The following is a 17,208-nucleotide window of genomic DNA, read 5'->3' as shown; positions in this document are numbered from 1 at the left end:
CAAAAGTCGCATTCGCGGCAGTGATAACGTATTTCCCCCTCGTCACCGCTCAGTTGATCTGGCTAGACGCGCACACTGTCTCAGGAGGCGATAGGTGCTTGGGCAAGATCGCTCAATCCCCTTTGGGTTTTGAGCGACGTGGCTTTCTGTGGTTTGACGCATGACCTGTTTTAGCGGCGACGGGAAGTGTGCCTTTACAGTCCGGATACCGGATACATGACCAGAATGTACCGTGCTTACCTTGACGTTGACGCATCGATGCACCGCACAAGGGGCAGGTCGGGCCGCCAGGAGTATGGATCTGCAGCGTGGTCGTCCGATAATGTTCGACCAATTGGGTGATCCAGGCTGTTTGCTTGGCAATAAAGCAGTCCAGCGTCATTTGGCCTGTCTCGATCATGTCGAAAGCCTGTTCCCATATTGCGGTGGTCGCGGGATCGGCGATGGCGGCGGGAACGGCATCGATCAAGGTAAAAGCTGCCTCAGACGCTCGGACTGAACGTCCCTTCATGTACAGGTAACCTCGGTTCAACAGCCCGCTGATGATGTTGGCTCGTGTTGCTTCAGTACCAATCCCTGTGGTGTGTTTGAGTGTTCGCTTGAGCCGAGGGTCATCGACAAGTTTGGCTACGCCCTTCATGGCGTTGATCAGTTCGCCCTGGGTGAGCGCCTTAGGCGCCTGCGTCTTAAGCGCCCTCAACTCCACCTGGCGCACATTGCACTCGCTGCCGGAGCCGAGCGGGGGAAGGACCTGGCTTCGTAGGGCCGATTCGTCCCCGCTTATTGCAGGATCCGGCGCTAATACTTGATGCCAGCCTGACTCCCTGACGCATTTGCCCTGGGCTCGCAGCGTTTGTCCTCCGCAGGTGAACAGAGCGCAAGTGCGGTCGTATTCGTGGTGCGGCATGAATTGGGCAAGGTAGTGGGCCCGGATCAGTTCATAAACGGCCCGTTCGCTCTCACTCAAGGCCTCTATCCTGAAAGGCTCCAGCGTAGGAATGATGCCGTGGTGAGCACTGACCTTGCTGTCATTCCAAGCACGTGAGCGCTGATGTCGATCAACTGACTGAACCAGCGCTTGCACGTTTGGATCGCTGGCACCCAACGCGTCTAGAACCGTAGTTGCCTCAGCCAACATACTTTCGGGTAGGTAACCTGAATCAGAGCGGGGATAGGTGGTTGCCTTGTGGGTTTCGTACAGTGATTGCGCAATGTCCAGCGTCTGCTGTACACCAAGTCCCAATCGCCGCGAGCAAGTCTCTTGAAGGGTTCCCAGATCGAAGGGCAGAGGTGGCACCTCTCGTACGCGCTGTGTCTCCAGATCAATCACCTGCGCGTCCTTTGCTTGCTTAAGGCTTTGAAGTGCCTGGTGCGCCACCGCCTGTCGAATGCAATGACCGGCATCATCGGTGGCATTCTCCGGTGCCACCCACTGAGCCAACAGCAACTGCTCTTGATGTGACAGATGCACATCGATGCCCCAGTAATGCACCGGTACAAAACGCTCAATTTCGCGATCGCGATCAACGACCAGTCGTAACGTCGGCGTTTGTACGCGTCCTACCGAGAGCACGCCATGATGGCCGCTTCGTTGCCCCAAGAGTGTAAATAACCGGCTCATGTTCATCCCGACCAACCAGTCCGCACGGGAGCGGGCGAGGGCGGAGTGATAAAGTCGCTCGGTTTCATCGGCCGCTCGCAAATTAACGAGTGCTTTACGAATCGATGCCTCGTTGAGTGCTGACAGCCACAGTCGCCGAATCGAGCCTTGGTAATGACACAGGTCCAGTAATTCGCGGGCAATCATTTCGCCCTCACGATCAGCATCGGTTGCGATCACCAGATCACTCGTCTGGGCCAGCAACTGTTTGACGACCTTATACTGGGCTGCGGTGTTCGCCTTTACGTCCACTCGCCACTTGACCGGAATGATGGGCAGTTGGTCCAGTGACCAGCGCTTGAAACGTTCGTCGTAGGCTTCGGGAGGCGCTGCCTCAACCAGATGCCCTATGCACCAGGTCACGCTGATACCAGAGCCGGTGTAACAACCGTTCCCCCGTTGGAGGGCGCCCAGTACCCGGGCGATGTCTTTACCCTGGGAGGGTTTTTCACAGAGGAAAAGTCGCATGTAATAAACCTTGATCAGGAACTTAGATGCGCTTGACGATGCCCTGGGACTGGGGGGGCTGCGAGATTCAAAGCGATTCTGCGAGTGGCTTATTGAGCGCCCCCCCGGTTCGATCGAGTAATAAGTTGGTCAGCAGTCAGCGGTTTTTGCCTCAGCAGATTCGTCTTGTGCCGCAGGCTGGAACAGGGTGGACGTCACTGGACAGGTAACCAGAGCACTCGCGCTGGTCACCTGTATTGGACCAATGGAGCGGTAAACGATTGAATCAGCCGCTCACTTGAATGACGGTGACTGTGGATGGTCGTTATCCATTGAGGATGATTTGCCACCAAGCATTACGGCTTCGATTCGGAAAGGTAGAATGCCTACCCGACGTGCTTCGATCTTGAAAGTCACCCGGGTGTTTTCATCGGCGTCCTCCCATTCGTCTTTCACCGATCGGCCCTCGACCAGCACCCGCATACCTTTCTGATAGAGCGTGCTCCAGCGTTCAGCGTCGCGGTGCCAGATTTCAACAGGTGCCCAAAAGCCACCTCGATCTTCATAACCGTCTTTGATTGGCACTGGGTTGTCGAAGTAGACATTGAGTCGCAGCAGGCGGCGTGGCTCTTCGTTGCGATTATTGAACTCTCGAAACTCAGGTATCGAGCCAATGTTGCCTTCACCAAAAAAATGGGTACTCATGAGGTGCTCTCTGGATTGATGGCGCGTCTTGCGACACAGCGTTGATAGACCGCTTCGGCCTGTGCCAACTTGATGGCGCAGTCATTGCCTTGGCGGGCGAGGGTGTGGCTTAAGCTGATCTGCATATTCAGCACGATTCGCTGCTGCTCCAAAGCGAACAGATCATCCAACAGCAGGCTAGGTGTCGCGTCGCTTTCCATGCACCGCTCCCAGAGTGCGACTCCCATGGATGAACGATCAGGGTTGCGCCAGCGCAGAAGATTTGTCCCTGCCCCAGTTGGTTGCTGAGCCAGTTGTGCTGGAAGCAGATTGAAAGGATAGCGACGGGTCTGCGTGAGTAGTCGCTGTTGCGCTAGACCAATCAACTCATCGCGAAGCTCAGTACATTGGCTGGCCCAGGTTGTTAAACACCCCTTACCTTTAAAAGGCTGGAAAAGGCCTTTTAGGTAGGCGGTGTGTGCCAACTGCTCAAAATCGTTTTGATCCAGCGGCGTGAAGTAATGCAGGCCCATCAGCGTTCCTCCTCTTCTGGGGGGATGGACCCGGGGGATGCCTCGTCACCTTCCTCTGGACTGTCGCTATCAATAGCCGCATCGACGGCGGCGTCCTCATCTGCTTGCGGATCCTGGATTGTTGATCTGCGCATCATGGGTGGAGCAAAGCGCGAGCGTCGTGTTCCCTCCAGGACATCTTGCGGAACATCTCCGAACCGTTCTCTGGCCTTGAGTGCAGCAGCGGTATTGGCTGAGTAATCGCCGCGTTGCACGCCTGAGTACTTGTATTGCTGGGCGAGGCTGAACAGGCTGCGTAGGGCATGAGCTCCTTCCTTGAGCCAGCGCTCCAGGGTGCTACGGTCGATCAGGGCGGTGTGATGGGCCAAGATTAATCGGCGGGCCAAATCGTCGTAATCTGCCAGTAGATATACCGCCATGAAGCCGAGTTGAGCATTGATGAATAGAGGCAAATTGACCGGCTGTACGTTGAGGTTCTCACCCAGACTTAATGCAGGTGGGATCTGCAAAAGCACTCGGTCAACCTGTTCACGCAGTGCTCTCAAACTTTCCTTGGTGTCGTTCAACTTGTCTTCAATACGAAGCATCCAGACATCAGAGTAGGGGTCGTCCTGCTCTGCTCCGCGTTTCATCTTGTTCATGATCGAGACAAAGCCGTTCAAGCCAATGATGGCGGCCCGTTCTTCTGAGGAGGTTCGGCCGTGCCAGATGCGGGAAGCGTGATGGGTGTGCAAGGTCAGTTGCATGGTGCTGCGTAACGTGCCCAGATTCAGTTGCAGTTCGTTTGCCATAGGGAGCGCACTCATAAACAGAAAAATGAGTGGTGAGCATTGGGGCAGAGGGTGACCACTGTCAGTGAACAAAGCGCAGCTCTCGATCGCCTGATTTCAGCTGCCGCTCACAGGTTCTTGGCGCTATCCCCAGGGGATAAGAAAATTGGCTGCAAGTGATTCAGCGAAGACGAAACATGCCTTTCAGTTCGGCGAGGCAGGCCAGCGCAACGGCAGGGTCTCGCTCAGTCTTTGTTTCTTGCTTGGGCATTGCACTGGGCTGTACAGGTTCGTGTGAGTTTAGTTTTGCAGCCCAAGCGGTAAAGTGTCCGTTCATGGCTTTTTGGATGATGCCAAACAAGTAACCAGCAGGATTACGAACGTGTGTTTTTCGACAGCGGGTCGCCCACTCGTCGAGCACTGCCTGACGCAGTTGGCAATCGAGTTGAAGCAAGGCGACTCTGGCACCTGCTTGTTGGGCCTTTGTTAACGAGTTGAATTGAGTTGGGAGTTTCAATTCACACGCTCCACCCGACCGCGACTCCGTACGTACTTCTTTTAACGCTTTTGTACTTAAAATACTCGCAGCCTTCGGATTTCGAAGGCCGTAGTGATCATTGGGTTTGACGCCTGGTTCGGATTCCGAAGCCGGTGTTTTTTGGTTCCGAAGAGTGGTGTTGTAGAGCTCTTCGGATGAAACAAACGGTTCATCACTCACGCTTTGTGGTTCAAGTAAACGTTGGGTCAGCACCTGGAGCCGACTGGGGAGTAACTGCGTCTGCACATGCGGGTCCTGACTCATTTCCTCCAGCACTGCCAAAGCGACTGCCTGGATGCCCTTATTGGCGTGCTCCAACGTTGTGCTGACCAACCCCATGTAGGTCGGATCCAGCTGCATGGCTTCAAAAGGGCTCAGAGGAGTGTCATGAAGAACATAGAGGTTGCCAAGCACTCGTCCTGTGCTCTTGTCGCGTCGACGCCTGACCAGGCTAAGCCAGCGTGTCAGACGCAGCATCGTCAGGGCTTTGGCGACGGTTTCATGGGACGCTACCTTGCCGCAGGGAACCGAGGTCAAGTAGCGGCGCAGTTGGTCGTAGGTTGGAAAAGCGCTGACCCCATCATCATTGAGCAGAAGCAGAAACACTTGCCAGGCATTGCGCTCCAGAGGGGTCAGGCGAGGATCAAGCAGGAGCGCCCTGGGCACCGTCTGGTGGCGATTACCACTGAAGAGAAAGCCATCCCCGCTGGGCTGCTTACCCTGTGGCTGCAGGCGCTCTAATGCATCATCCAACAATGAGGACAACGAAGCAGGAGCTGTGCGACTCATGGGATCAGACCAGTCCCTGATCGATCCAGTTGTGCAGCGTTGACCAGATTACCGACACTGGAAGCACGAGCTCCTCTGCCATATCCAGTGTGAGCGACAACATGGCTCTATCATCGTCTAGCACTACCCCTCGCGCCTTGAACTCTGGGTGCCACCTGTTCCACAACAGGATGTCTTGTTCCTCGCTGAGCGCCGGATGCCGACCTTTTCGTTTAGGCAGGCCCAGAATGTCGCGTCGTAGCGCAACTTCCTGGTGTGTCAGACCATAGAATTTGCTGACCATCTCGGTGCTGGCTCCCAGGCGTAGCATTCGGTCTACAGTCGCAATTTCCTGCTCCACGTCATCGACCTGGTGTAAAACTCTTTGCAGCACCTCACGATTGATCTGCACGGTGCACCAAGGTACTCGGGCGTTGAGCAAAATACTGACTAAGGCAGGTTCCTTGAGTGCCGCCAGGTCTTGGTCACCGAACCCCATCGTCTTGCAGCGCCGCAGTTGGCCGTTGCGCAGATCGTGCAGGGCTTGTGAAATTACCGCTTGATTTAGCGGGTGTTGTACGGTCATGGAGGCTCCCATCATCGCGTGACGTTGTCTGGTTGAAAGTCGGATTTGAGGTCGATCAGGCGGCGGGCCAGCCGAATTAATCGAAACAGCTTGACCAGACTGGCGTCGCTCATACGTTCGGTGTTTCTGCAAGATCCGGGAGAACCCAGCAGCAATGACCCCATCGGTACCGGCACGTTTGTTTGGGGCGTGCTTGCCGTTAGCGTTTGCAGCAATGCCAGCAACGTCGATGGAGGTTGACTCTCGGAGGTGGGTTCGGTGTTGCAACGAAACCCAATGCCTTCATCAACTGCCGTTATGAGGTCAGCCTGGGCGGCATCCTGTGCTATTTCTCGGGCGAACTGGCTGATGTGGATTCGTAGTCGTTCTGGTGCGTCCAGGCCTGGCTCAATGTTCCAGATGTCCATGATCGGGAAAAGCGTGCCCTGTGAAGGAGGAAGGTGGTCGGAGTTCATCGGAAGTTCGTCTCCGACATGCTCGGCCACCATTTGCTGAATAGACTGCAGTCGATCTGTGAAGCTGGATTTGGTGGCGTGATTACCCTGAATGGCGGCAGCTTTCTGGCCTGTGAAGCAGGCTGCCTTAGGGGACACTGCGTGAAGTACAGGAGATGGTGTGAGCGCCGACGATTCTGACTTCGGACGCGACTGTGGTTCATCGCTCAGTGCACGCTGACGTCTTTCGCCGCTCTCCGACTCCAACGTCAAGGTGTCGTAGTCAACGCCGAGCCATTGCGCCATTTGACCGATCAGTTCGTCCTGGACTCGTGCCAACGAAAACGCAGCAGCCTCTCCATCAAACATCATCAACGTTTCCTGAAACAAGGTGGCAAAGTCGAGGCTCAGGGCCTTGTCTTTAGTGTGCTCATGCCAGATACGTTCTGCCGATCGGCGCATAACGGCCAGGCGTTCAACTTGATGCCGCCCCAAACCGCTATACAGTACGTTGGGGATGACTGGCAGCAAGTACTGCACCGCATCGTGCATACGGCTGATATGTGACTGATGGATGGGATAGCCATCAGCACTCAGGCGTCTGGACAGTTCCGATTGGGAAAGGACACCACCGCACTCTCGCTCATAAAGTTCTCTGGCTTTCTCGACACCCAGGGCTCGTTCAATGAAAGTCAGTCCGCCGCGCAATTCGTTCTCGGCCAGGTGTCCGGTCAATGCGACGATCTCACCTCGGGGCGGCCAGGGGCGAAATAGGCACGCCACGCGAAAGAATTTCTCATCTTTGGTTGCCGACCACAGTTCGCGCAAGATGGACAACCGGGTGTTACCGCCGTTACGAATTCGAAAGTGAGTTTCTCCTGGGCGCCTTGTAATGGCTGGAGGGGCATCCAGCCCTCGATGACGAATTGATTCCTTGATCTCATCGTATCGAGGGTTACGGGTCACCCGTGGATCCAGATCGTATGGTTTCAATCGATCCAAGGTCACGATCATGGGAGTATCAACGACCGGGTCATCCAGCGCTTCCTTGGACAACGCTGTTCGGTCAGAGTCTATGGCCAACAAATGACTTCCTGAGGTCTCAAATGGTCTGTCGTTCATTGCTTCGACCTTTTGGGCGATGAATCTGGTCTTGCAAGGACGCCTGTCGGCGTCCCTTCATCAAATTCAAAAATACTCTGCCGGATGAGGCTGGCGTGCTGAGTCATGAACAAGGCGCCGGTGTCTGTGTTGATCGCTGAACCGCTGAGTTTGGTCAATAAGTCTGCAACCATTTGCATCGGTGCGGCTCCTCAGGTGCGGTCCTGCAAACGACCAGCGATCCATTGGTCCACTTCGGCCGCGTCCCAGCCCACGGCTCGAACGCCCAATCGTATTGATTTTGGAAATTTCCCCTGGCTCATCAGTTTGTAGATATGGGCGCGTTTGATACCGGTTTTTTGCTCGACGTCTGAGCGTCGTAAAATTCGATGCTCCTTAACCAACAATGATGCATCGTTGTTCTGTTGAGGCATGATGAACACTCCTTGACGCTCCATAGCGCCTGGTGGGAAGTAGGGTATTGAATGAGTTTGGGTAGCTGAAAACACTGCAATTGCAGAATCAGCCACTGCAGCTATTGCGCTATGACGGGGCTGAGAGCTGGCGTTTGGCCTCAGCAAATTTTGCCCATAAGGTGCGCTCCGTGATGCCTGGGCGGCCGTTGTGATGGGCGATCAAGGCGCTGATAACGGACGCTAGGGTGTTGAAGGATGAATAGCGCACACCACTGGGGGATTGTCCCAGCAGTAACGTGAGCAGGCCGCCAACGATATTCAGGTAAGTTGTTTCAGCTCTAGGAGGGAGGTTCGGGCTACAGTCTACTGGCCTTGGCTGGCGATGTTGGGCGCGGTTGCTCAGTTGAGTTTCGAGCGTTTTGATTTGCAGCAGCAATGCCTGAACAGTATCCAGATTGATGGCTGGGTGTAGCTGACGCTCGAACTCGTCAAATAAAAAGCCCGGTTTCTGATCGGGATAAGTTTTCGCCATCCACTGCTTCAAGTCCACATGCCTGATGGTGAGCCCAGGAGCATCGAGCAATGTCGGATCTTTGGTCGTGATCCCGGCATTTCCGTAAGGTAAGTCGCCGTTTCGCATCGCGTCATACAGACGTTCGAGGTTCAATCCCACCACAGGCCAGAGGGGCAGGGTATCTGCGCACACGTCGGCCATCTGTGCAGTTGCTACAAGTATGTTGATTTCTTGCTCCAGCAGGTTACTCCAGCGGATCGCTGCTTCGAGGGGGCTGTAGTGCACCTTGATGCCTTGTTGATGAGGATATCGATTCATACGTCGCTCCGTGGCTCGCTATGTCCCTTCATAGAAGCGTCAACCTGATTAGAGAGAAAGACGAAATGCGTCTCGGGTGATACCGGTTTGTTGATGGCAGCAGCCATGACTTGTGGAGTCTCGGTCCTAGGGCTCGCCTCTGGGAAGCCAAGCACTGTCCGCAGAGGCGTTTTAGGGGGCTCTTGGATCGCTAAAGCGAATGCCGTGATGTACCTGAGGTCTGACACATGTCCAAATCCATCAGGCCGTTTCGTTTTAGTCGCCAGAGCAAATAACCAAGTCTGTATTTTTCGCTCTGGCAATGAATCGGCTCAACTGTTCACCAGGGGCTCTTGAGGGAACTAGTAAGTAGTTGGTTAGCAGTGGTGTGTTGCCCGCCAAAGGGCGGCTCACGACCTCGGCGCTTTGACATAGCGTCATCTGCGCTTCACAGGTCAGCCCAAGCCCGTACCCCGCCGCGACAAGCGTCAGCATCACTTCGTGGCTGGAAACGTGTTCGATAACGGTTGCCTGTATCGGAATCTGTCGTAAGAGCCTGTCAATTTGCTGGTGGAGTCCGCTATGCGTTTGCGGATCAAACAACACCAGTGGATACCTCAGTGCTTCTGCCAGTGGAATTTGTTGAAAGGCCAAAAGGGGATGACGCGCAGGCACGGCAACGGTCAAAGGTGTTTGCCATACGGCCCGTGCCGTCAAGCCTTGTCCGACATTCTCAGAGCGAGCAAAACCCGCGTCGAAGAGGTCCTCGCGTAAGCCCCTTAGTTGCTCAGACAGCGAGACCTCAAAAAGCCGTATCTCCACCTCTGGCTCTTCCTCTCGGCAACGCGCTAAAACAGCGCTCAAACGTTGAGGCAGTACTCCATCAGACAGTGCAATCCGCAGGGACCCTCGGTAACCGGCCGCCGCGGCCTGCACGCTGTGCCTTGCCTGTTCTACGGCTTGGAAAATTCGTTGGACCGCTTCAACCAGGACCTGGCCGGGGACAGTTAACCGAGTGCCTCGCGAGTTTCTATCAAACAATTGCGCGCCTATGTCTGATTCGAGTTCCTTAATGGTTCTGGACAGTGGAGATTGCTCTATGTGCAGTCGTTCAGCGGCGCGTGCAAAGTGCAGCTCCTCCGCAACCGCGACGAAGCTACGCAAATGACGAAGTTCCAAGTGCTTTCCTTAGCTTTAACAGATGGTATTGGGGTTTATGGTTGTCTGTTTCCGATGTTTTTTGGCTATTGTTGGTGAGCGGTTTTGAGTGCGTTCAACTCCCCGAGTGAAAAGTTTTTGCCAAGCGTGAATAGCTAATGCGGATATTGGAATGTTCATTGGCTTCGTGTGATTCGATCGCTTACTCCGGAAGAGAAGTGCGATTCGTCTTGTAGTATTAGTTACCTTGTCTTGTGGTTATGATCTGTCCCGTAGAGAGGAAACTGGAAATCGACCCGTCTGCCTGTAATGTTTGGACATTATCTGGCTCGGCGCAATTGCTCTCGTTGTTCGAAAGTGATGCGAGTTGCTGCTACCTTTACGTCGTCCTGTGTCTTCGCAATAAGTAGTGATTAAAATGCGTGAGTTTTTTCCTGCCAATTTGCAACAGCTTTGCCGCTACTACCGTTCTATTGCCGAGGTCTGTCGTAAGCTGAGTATCAATCGTGGTCAATTCAACAAATATTTGAGTGGGCAGAGCTTTCCGGCTGCATTCAATCTGAAACGCATTTGTGATTTCTTCGGGGTGGAAGAGTATGAGATCGTCCTGCCGACGGACCAGTTCATCAGTCTCATCGGGGGACGAGCAAGGCAAACGGCGTCGTCGATACTGATGGCCGCTCCCCAGCGAGCTATGGAACACCTACAACAATGCTCCTCACCGCAAACACGACTGTTGACGGGGTACTACCACGAGTATTGCTACGCGAAGTCGAATCCAGGGCACATTTTGTGCTCGCTTGTGCATATTCATGAACGGGATGGTTACTTTATCTATGAGCGAAATGAACGTTTGCAATCCAATATTCCAGGAGTAGAGGATTTTGAATGCTATCGATACCAAGGGGTTGCGTATTATTTGCAGGATAGGCTATTTCTGATCGATTACGAGACACTCACTTCAAACGAGATCAGCCAAACTATACTGATCCCCAGTTACAAGAGCCGGATTACGCGTCTAAATGGATTGAAAATGGGAGTGTCCACGTGTGATTGCCGTGCGCCTGTTTGCTCGCGTGTCGTATGGGATTTCTTAGGAAACGACATCGAACGTGATAGCGCCTATCGACGAGTTCGTCTTTATCGGACTGAAGCTGAAGATATTGATGATGATTTGAAGGGGAGGCTCAGTCAGACACAGATAGTCGATGGTTTGTTTCGACTTGCGTGAGGGCGAGATGTGGAGCGAAGGTGAACCGATAGCTAGAAAGGCTCAGATATCTAGATCTACCCACACAGCAGCATGGTCGGATCCCGCATTTTCTTTCTTGATGATTTGCGGGTAGGTCTCCCAGCGTACCGGTCTTGTACCTGGCCACATGCCCTTGCGGTAAACCCCACCAGCTTTAACCTTCAGAAAGAGCTCCGGCGACAGCAGTAGATAATCAATTTTGTTGGCGGCTGTGCAGGAGCCGTATGTTCCAGGATAACCGCCGTCATCGAAACGCTTGTGAGTGAATGCATCCTTCAGCGTCGTATCTCCAAGGAGCGGCTTCAATGCGTCGCTGCCCGGCGTGTCATTCAAGTCACCCACAATGGCGACATACTGTTCGCCTTGTCCAATCAGCGAGTCATAGATCTCTTTTACTCGACTGGCTTGGGCAAATCTTCTTTTGGCCGAGTCAGAAAGGCTGCCCTAGCCTTTGCTTTTGAAGTGATTGACTAACAATACCAACCGGAGGCCGGATGGCATTGTTAGATAAAACTCTGGGCAATCCCTCGAGAAAATCAGGGGGCCGGCGTCCACACGATCATCCACATGGCTGCGCATGGTTCCGATTGGAAAGCCTGCGCGTGCGGCCACGCCGACATCAATACCGCGCTCGTCATTGCCGTCAATCAGCATCACGTGGCTGAACGTATCACCGCCCAACCCACCGATGATCTCGGTGTTGAAGTCGCGTAGCGCTGGTCTGCTTTCAGCTTCCACCACCGCGAGTACATCGGCTTTCAGATCAATCATGACCCTGGCAGTGTTGCGCATGGCTTCCTCGTCAACAGTCGCCTGAACCAACTCCAGCGAGCCGACCCAATCGGATCGCCCATTGGCGATAATTGTTATTTCCGCGTTGCGGGATCGTTTGACCAAGCTGCCGCGATTTTGCCGAAGCAGGGTGAAGGGGCCCCGGTCTGAGCGGCTAAGTCCTAGCTCGCCTAGCAAACGCACCATGAGTCGCTTATCCGCTGCTGAATAGGTTTCTTGTCCCAGTAATCCATTAAGTTTTGCGAAGCGCTCCAATGTCGGTTTACCTTCTGCCCATACCTCAAGGCTCATTACTGCTGCGCGATTGAAGAGGTTTTCGACGTTGTACGTGGCAAGTCTCATTAGTAGTCCTTGGGCGTTCGCAGCGCCCTGGCATTTTGGTTGAGACCAGCTTTACATCGATTGGTGGCGTTGAGATGAATGAGCCTGAGGCTTATCTCCTGGGACCACAGACATTGAGTGCTCTGACGGCTGGGGATTTTGGTACTGTTGTTCAACAGCTAAATTCTTGTATCCAGCCGAAATAATACGAAAGCATTCTTAGCGCCGTTTGTTGCTAGTCTTTAGCGAGCATTGATGACAGGAAGATGCCCCATGCTTTTGTTAACAGGTACGTCGGTGAAATTCTGAAGCTACACGTTTCCCTCTACCAAGCCCGAGCTCGATTGGAAGCAGACACTGACGCAGATGCGTTGCATGCCCTGAGGATTTCGGTACGACGCATCCGTAGCCTTCTGGCACCGGTTCGGATATTGCCAGCATGGCGCCATTGCGAGCCGCTGCCGCTGATGTCGGTCGCCTGACGACCCCCGCGCGAGACCTTGATGTCATGATTCACGAACTCACCGAAAGGGGTATGGACGCTGAGGCAGAGCGGCGGCGAAGGAGGCTCCGTCCGGGGTATGACGACATCCTGACCTCAAACGAAATGAATGAGCTATTTGCCAAATTGGACGAGTGGCCGTCCGCATTACGTGAATCTTTATTGGCAAACACGCCAGGTGGATTGGAGAATCGGATCGAGAAAGCCCTCACCAAGCAGGCTGCTTGTATTCGATTGCTACCCGCCAAGCGCTGCTCTGATCAATCACAGTCGACCGTATGAGTAAGTAATTTGCGACGAAGTGCCGTGTAGAGGCGGGCCACACTCAACTCGCATAAGGGTTCGTTTATTTCGCTTTTGATACCAGCTGAAAACAATTCCAGAATCGAGTCCTATCCTGCTTCAGGTATCTCGTCCTGGCTTGAACCGTGTTTGATAGCTTTCTTGATACGCACGCTGAGAGTCTGCTTTTGGCCGAGGCTGTGTAGAAACGTTTTGCTCGTAATAGGTGGCTGGATTCGACACAAAAATTGGCTCCTACGTAAATTTCAGGTCTGCTGAGTTGCCGAGTGCCAGTAATCCTAGAGCTCCACTTTGTTGTTCGCGGACTGCGTCAAAAACTCGGTGATCAGTGACGTAACCTGCTGTTGGATTACCTCGGGCGGGCGAGCATTGTCGCCATCCCCGCAAATGATCCCATCGCCAGGAATGTCCTCTTCGAGCAATGCCACTGCACCTGGTTTGCAAATCGGCAAGAAGCTGAAATGGCTGGCGTCACTGATCTCGACATAGCGGCTGGACGCTTGGGGCAGGCGTGTGGCCAGGTTGGCGGACTCCAACTGAGCAGGCAGTTCCACCGATGGTGCACCGGCAGCGATAACTAGCACCGGCACCGGCAGTGCCGCGATGCTCTCATCAGTCATCCCGCGCGAGATTCCCAGGTCCAAAGAAACCACAGCGTAGACCCGTTGATCGCGCAAATCGCCGGCCAGACCAGCCTTTAATACCGGAGTACCCTGAGGGTTGATCTTTTGATAAATGGTGCAACTGGACAACTGCGGATGGAGTTTGCAGTCATGGGCAAATAGGGCTGGGTCGAAACGAGCGCCGGCGATCTCCATTGTAGTCCAGCCGCCTAGTGAATGGCCTACTACAGCAATTTGATGCTTTGTGACCACGCCAAATTTTTCAGGTTGAGTGGTGACCGCCTCAATGGCCCGATGCAGGTCAATGGGCCGCTGCCATAACTGTGCGGCCGCTTGCGGGCTTCGAAAATGGGTCGTGGTGCCGGGGTGGTTGACCGCTGCGACAATGTAACCTTTATGGGCCAATGCACTCGCCAACCAGTTCTGATTGTAGAAATCCTGCGCCGTGAGCAGTTGAGTCTGCACCGACATTAAAGCCGATACTCCGACTAACATGCATAGTTTTCGTTATCTGTATTGACCGGTCAGCAGGCGGGCTTTTGGGGCAAGTCCGAAGGGCCGCTATTGGTAGCCACATCAGCTCGACGTTGCGTTGGGCTTCTGGTTCAAGACCCCGGCTCGATGGAGTGCGGTTTAGATAACCGTAGATGTGGAGCTTCAGCAGGATTGCGGGATGGTAAGCTGGCCGGCCAGTATCAGCCGGTATGGCGCCCTCGAAACCCAGTTTGACCAGGTCGAGTTCGTCGACAAAGACGTCGACTACGCGCACCGGATTGGATCGCTGACGTAATCGTCGAGGCTCTCCGGAAGGAAGGTACCTTGGCCTCGATGTTCACCTTGGATAAAGCGCTTCATGAGCGGTCCCTGCGATGAAATCCTCAGAAGTCATAGCAAGGGTTTGCGAAAGCGTTTTTACCCACTCTGGGCCGAAAGCAGATGCTCGAAACAGGTTGATGTTATCTCGCGCTACTGGCGCGTAGTTAACAGCTGGCGCGTAACGATGAAAGTCGAACGCCCTTGCTTTTCATTTCGCAGAATGATGGCCAAGTTGACGGTGCCCGCGGTATAGCGGGCACCGCTTCCTACATGGGGAAAAGGCTTAAACGCCTGCTTACCAGCTGTAACTCACTTTGGCGGTAATCTCGCGACCTGGGTTGTAGAAGTTCGCTGTGCCGGAACCGACCACGTGCTGCTCATCCAGCAGGTTGCTGACGTTCACCGCAAGGTCGGTGCCCTTGGCGATCTCGTAGTTGAAGGCGGCGTCGAACAGCGTGGTGCCATCGCTTTTGCCGGAGTTGGCTGCATCGAAGTAATAAGAGCCGACGTAGCGCGCACCCAAGCCAACGCTGACATCAGTGCCAGGCACGTCGTAATAACTCCAGAGCGAAGCGGAATGCTTGGGTGCCGTGGTGAACTCATTACCCTTCAGGGAGCTGCCGTCGTACAACGAACCGCGCAGTACCTCGGACTCCATATAGGAGTAGCCACCAATCAGGCTGAGGTTCCGCGTCACCTGCGCCTTGGCCTCCAGGTCGAGGCCACGCGCCCGCGATTCGCCCACCGTCTGTTGCTCAATGATGCCGCTCGGCAGCACCACGGCGATGGTGACGTTTTCCTGGGTCAAGTCATAAACGGCTGCGGAGAACAGTGCGTCCATTCCCATCGGCGCATACTTCACGCCCACTTCGTACTGCCTGCCCGTCTGCGGTGTTACGCCAACCTGAGGCGGCGAGACGGATTCCACCATGCTCACATAGGTGGACACCTCATCGTTGACGATATAGGTCAACGCACCTCGGTAGGAGGTTTCGGAGAAGTTGTCTTTCTCAGTGGATTGCAAGCCTTTGCTGGTAAGGTCCATCGAGTCGTTGCGCATACCCGCGGTGACGATGAAACGCTCGTAGAACGATAGGTTCTGCTGGAGGAACACGGCCTTGGTGGTCGCGTCTCGCTTGTTGACGGCATACGGCGTGATTGAGCGTGGAACGCCAGTAAACACGGGATTTGCAATGTCAATCGGGGTCGTCAGGGCGTAGACCGAGCTTTCCTTGGTGGTCGAATCGAGGTACTCCACGCCCACCAGGCTACTGCTGTCGATGTTCTCGAAGCGGGCATCGTATTGCAGCATCAGATTGCCGTTGAACTGGTCGGCCTCACTGTCCGTTCCAAACAGATACCGGTCAACGCTAGTACCGACACGTGCGGCGCTGTCGCTGATGTAAACGTAGCCAAAATCATCGGTCAATTTGCTGTAACGCAGGTTGCTGCGCAGTACGAAGCCGTTGTCGAAGTCATGGGTGACGTTACCGCTGAGGCTGGTGCGCTCGACATCGTGAAAGTTGTAGCTGGGTTCACCATAAAACTTGCTGCGGTCGTATTCCTTGTCCAGCGGATAGCCGCCACTGTTGGGCGAACTTTCAGTTTTCAGATAGTCCAGAATCACGGTGGCAGACGTGTAATCCGTGGGCGCCCAGGTGAGGCCACCCATCACCAACCGGTTGTCGTCCTGTGAGTGATCGTACTCGCGGTCGCTGTTTTGGCCTTTGGCAGTAAAGCGGCCAGCCAAGGTTTTCTCGTCGTTCAGCGCATCCCCCACATCGATGCCTGTCTCGACATGGTCAAACGAACCGTAGGTCACATAGCCTTGGCCAAACTGCTCGAAGCGCGGCTGTTTGGTCACGAAATTCACCGAACCGCCCGGGTCCGCTGGGCCAAACAGCGTGGAGTTGGCGCCACGCAGAATCTCTATGCGTTCATAGGCGAATGGATCTTCGCGTACGCCGCGCATCGAACTCAGGGTCAAGCCGTCACGGTAGGTAGTAGCCTGGAAGCCCCGGATCTGGAAATAGTCGTTGCGGTCATCCGTACCATAGAAGTCACTGACCACGCCCGGCGTGTATTGCAGCGCCTCTTCCGTGGTACTGACGCTGCGTTGCTCCATTTCCTTGTTGGTAACAACCGACACCGAGGCCGGTGTATTGAGAATGCTGGTTGCCACCTTGCCGCCAACCCAGAGCTCCTTGGCGACGACCGAGTTGGCGTCGTCGTCGGCACTGACCCTGACCTTGGCATTGATGATGAGGGGGGCAAGGCGGTAGTCCTCGACGTCTGTTGCGTCGAGCTCCAGCGGGCCGGCGGGCTTTGGTTGAGGGAACAGTAGATAGGCATTCGGACCTTGCTGTTCGATTTGCAATTCGCTCCCCTGCAGCAACGATGACAGCGCTGCCGACGTATCGAGCGTGCCATTCACGCCAGCAGTGGTGCGGTTCACTACACTCGATGCGTCGAAGGAAAGACTGATGCCAGCCTCGCGCGCAAAGCGGTCAAGCGCCGGCGCCAGTGGGCCGGCAGCGATGTTCCACTGTTTCACTTGATTGCTGTGGTCAGTGCTCGACGTTTGCGCCAGCGATGGCAATGCGTAGCTGCTTACGATCAAACCCAAAATCGCACCGTGCAAGGCACGATTTAATGGATGGCGCTGTGAAACAGGGGACGAACTCATTTTCTCG

General features: G+C 54.6%; 17 protein-coding genes and 1 pseudogene. 2 read left to right on the top strand and 16 right to left on the bottom strand.

Going from position 1 to position 17,208, the window contains the following annotated elements:
* Window positions 1-112: 112 nt before the first annotated feature.
* The 11 genes from QOM08_RS16780 to QOM08_RS16730 form a co-directional block, all read right to left on the bottom strand.
* Window positions 113-2,128, bottom strand: a complete 2,016-nt coding sequence (locus QOM08_RS16780) for a DNA topoisomerase III (protein ID WP_316911846.1) — start codon at window positions 2,126-2,128, stop codon at window positions 113-115.
* 273 nt (window positions 2,129-2,401) lie between these two features.
* Entirely contained in the window at window positions 2,402-2,812 is a 411-nt protein-coding gene (locus tag QOM08_RS16775) for a single-stranded DNA-binding protein (protein ID WP_316911845.1), read from the bottom strand.
* Complete coding sequence (locus QOM08_RS16770; RefSeq protein ID WP_316911844.1) at window positions 2,809-3,324, bottom strand: DUF3158 family protein; 516 nt, start codon at window positions 3,322-3,324, stop codon at window positions 2,809-2,811. Before QOM08_RS16770 ends, QOM08_RS16775 begins: the two co-directional genes overlap by 4 nt.
* Complete coding sequence (locus QOM08_RS16765; RefSeq protein WP_316911843.1) at window positions 3,324-4,115, bottom strand: PFL_4669 family integrating conjugative element protein; 792 nt, start codon at window positions 4,113-4,115, stop codon at window positions 3,324-3,326. The genes QOM08_RS16770 and QOM08_RS16765 overlap by 1 nt, the downstream gene beginning before the upstream one ends.
* A gap of 160 nt (window positions 4,116-4,275) precedes the next feature.
* The gene (locus QOM08_RS16760) at window positions 4,276-5,421 is read right to left on the bottom strand and encodes an STY4528 family pathogenicity island replication protein (RefSeq protein ID WP_316911842.1); all 1,146 of its coding nucleotides are present in this window, start codon (window positions 5,419-5,421) and stop codon (window positions 4,276-4,278) included.
* Between the two features lie 4 nt (window positions 5,422-5,425).
* Window positions 5,426-5,986: a DUF2857 domain-containing protein gene (locus QOM08_RS16755; protein ID WP_316911841.1), complete on the bottom strand. Its 561-nt coding sequence runs from the start codon at window positions 5,984-5,986 to the stop codon at window positions 5,426-5,428.
* A gap of 11 nt (window positions 5,987-5,997) precedes the next feature.
* Entirely contained in the window at window positions 5,998-7,542 is a 1,545-nt protein-coding gene (locus QOM08_RS16750; protein ID WP_316911840.1) for a ParB family protein, read from the bottom strand.
* Window positions 7,539-7,721 (bottom strand): hypothetical protein, encoded by a 183-nt coding sequence (locus QOM08_RS16745; RefSeq protein WP_316911839.1) that lies wholly within the window; start codon window positions 7,719-7,721, stop codon window positions 7,539-7,541. Before QOM08_RS16745 ends, QOM08_RS16750 begins: the two co-directional genes overlap by 4 nt.
* Window positions 7,722-7,733: 12 nt before the next feature.
* A complete protein-coding gene (locus QOM08_RS16740) occupies window positions 7,734-7,955 on the bottom strand; it encodes an AlpA family transcriptional regulator (protein WP_316911838.1) in 222 nt (73 codons plus the stop codon).
* Between the two features lie 109 nt (window positions 7,956-8,064).
* Window positions 8,065-8,769, bottom strand: coding sequence for a hypothetical protein (locus QOM08_RS16735; protein WP_316911837.1), 705 nt, complete (start codon window positions 8,767-8,769; stop codon window positions 8,065-8,067).
* A 255-nt stretch (window positions 8,770-9,024) separates the two neighbouring features.
* Window positions 9,025-9,927 (bottom strand): LysR family transcriptional regulator, encoded by a 903-nt coding sequence (locus tag QOM08_RS16730; RefSeq protein WP_316911836.1) that lies wholly within the window; start codon window positions 9,925-9,927, stop codon window positions 9,025-9,027.
* A 397-nt stretch (window positions 9,928-10,324) separates the two neighbouring features.
* Between QOM08_RS16730 and QOM08_RS16725 the strand changes: the two genes are divergently transcribed.
* Complete coding sequence (locus tag QOM08_RS16725; protein WP_316911835.1) at window positions 10,325-11,137, top strand: helix-turn-helix transcriptional regulator; 813 nt, start codon at window positions 10,325-10,327, stop codon at window positions 11,135-11,137.
* 42 nt (window positions 11,138-11,179) lie between these two features.
* On the opposite strand, the gene QOM08_RS16720 is transcribed toward QOM08_RS16725, so the two are convergent.
* The gene (locus tag QOM08_RS16720) at window positions 11,180-11,491 is read right to left on the bottom strand and encodes a hypothetical protein (RefSeq protein WP_316911834.1); all 312 of its coding nucleotides are present in this window, start codon (window positions 11,489-11,491) and stop codon (window positions 11,180-11,182) included.
* 111 nt (window positions 11,492-11,602) lie between these two features.
* Entirely contained in the window at window positions 11,603-12,292 is a 690-nt protein-coding gene (locus tag QOM08_RS16715; RefSeq protein WP_316911833.1) for a hypothetical protein, read from the bottom strand.
* A gap of 418 nt (window positions 12,293-12,710) precedes the next feature.
* On the opposite strand from QOM08_RS16715, the gene QOM08_RS16710 reads away from it, so the two are divergent.
* The gene (locus QOM08_RS16710; RefSeq protein WP_316911832.1) at window positions 12,711-13,055 is read left to right on the top strand and encodes a CHAD domain-containing protein; all 345 of its coding nucleotides are present in this window, start codon (window positions 12,711-12,713) and stop codon (window positions 13,053-13,055) included.
* 299 nt (window positions 13,056-13,354) lie between these two features.
* On the opposite strand, the gene QOM08_RS16705 is transcribed toward QOM08_RS16710, so the two are convergent.
* The 3 genes and pseudogenes from QOM08_RS16705 to QOM08_RS16695 form a co-directional block, all read right to left on the bottom strand.
* Window positions 13,355-14,170 carry an alpha/beta hydrolase family protein gene (locus tag QOM08_RS16705; protein ID WP_316911831.1) on the bottom strand — a complete coding sequence of 272 codons (816 nt, stop codon included), beginning with the start codon at window positions 14,168-14,170 and terminating at the stop codon, window positions 13,355-13,357.
* A gap of 97 nt (window positions 14,171-14,267) precedes the next feature.
* Window positions 14,268-14,554, bottom strand: a pseudogene (locus tag QOM08_RS16700) (transposase); the annotation flags it as partial.
* Window positions 14,555-14,810: 256 nt separating this feature from the next.
* Window positions 14,811-17,201, bottom strand: a complete 2,391-nt coding sequence (locus QOM08_RS16695) for a TonB-dependent siderophore receptor (protein WP_160894218.1) — start codon at window positions 17,199-17,201, stop codon at window positions 14,811-14,813.
* Between the last annotated feature and the right edge of the window lie 7 nt (window positions 17,202-17,208).

This window comes from Pseudomonas sp. P105 (genome assembly GCF_032614175.1).
In the GTDB taxonomy this organism is placed as follows: domain Bacteria; phylum Pseudomonadota; class Gammaproteobacteria; order Pseudomonadales; family Pseudomonadaceae; genus Aquipseudomonas; species Aquipseudomonas rhizophila.
The sequence above is the reverse complement of the archived record's forward strand: the minus strand, read 5'-3'. Positions and strand labels throughout refer to the sequence as shown.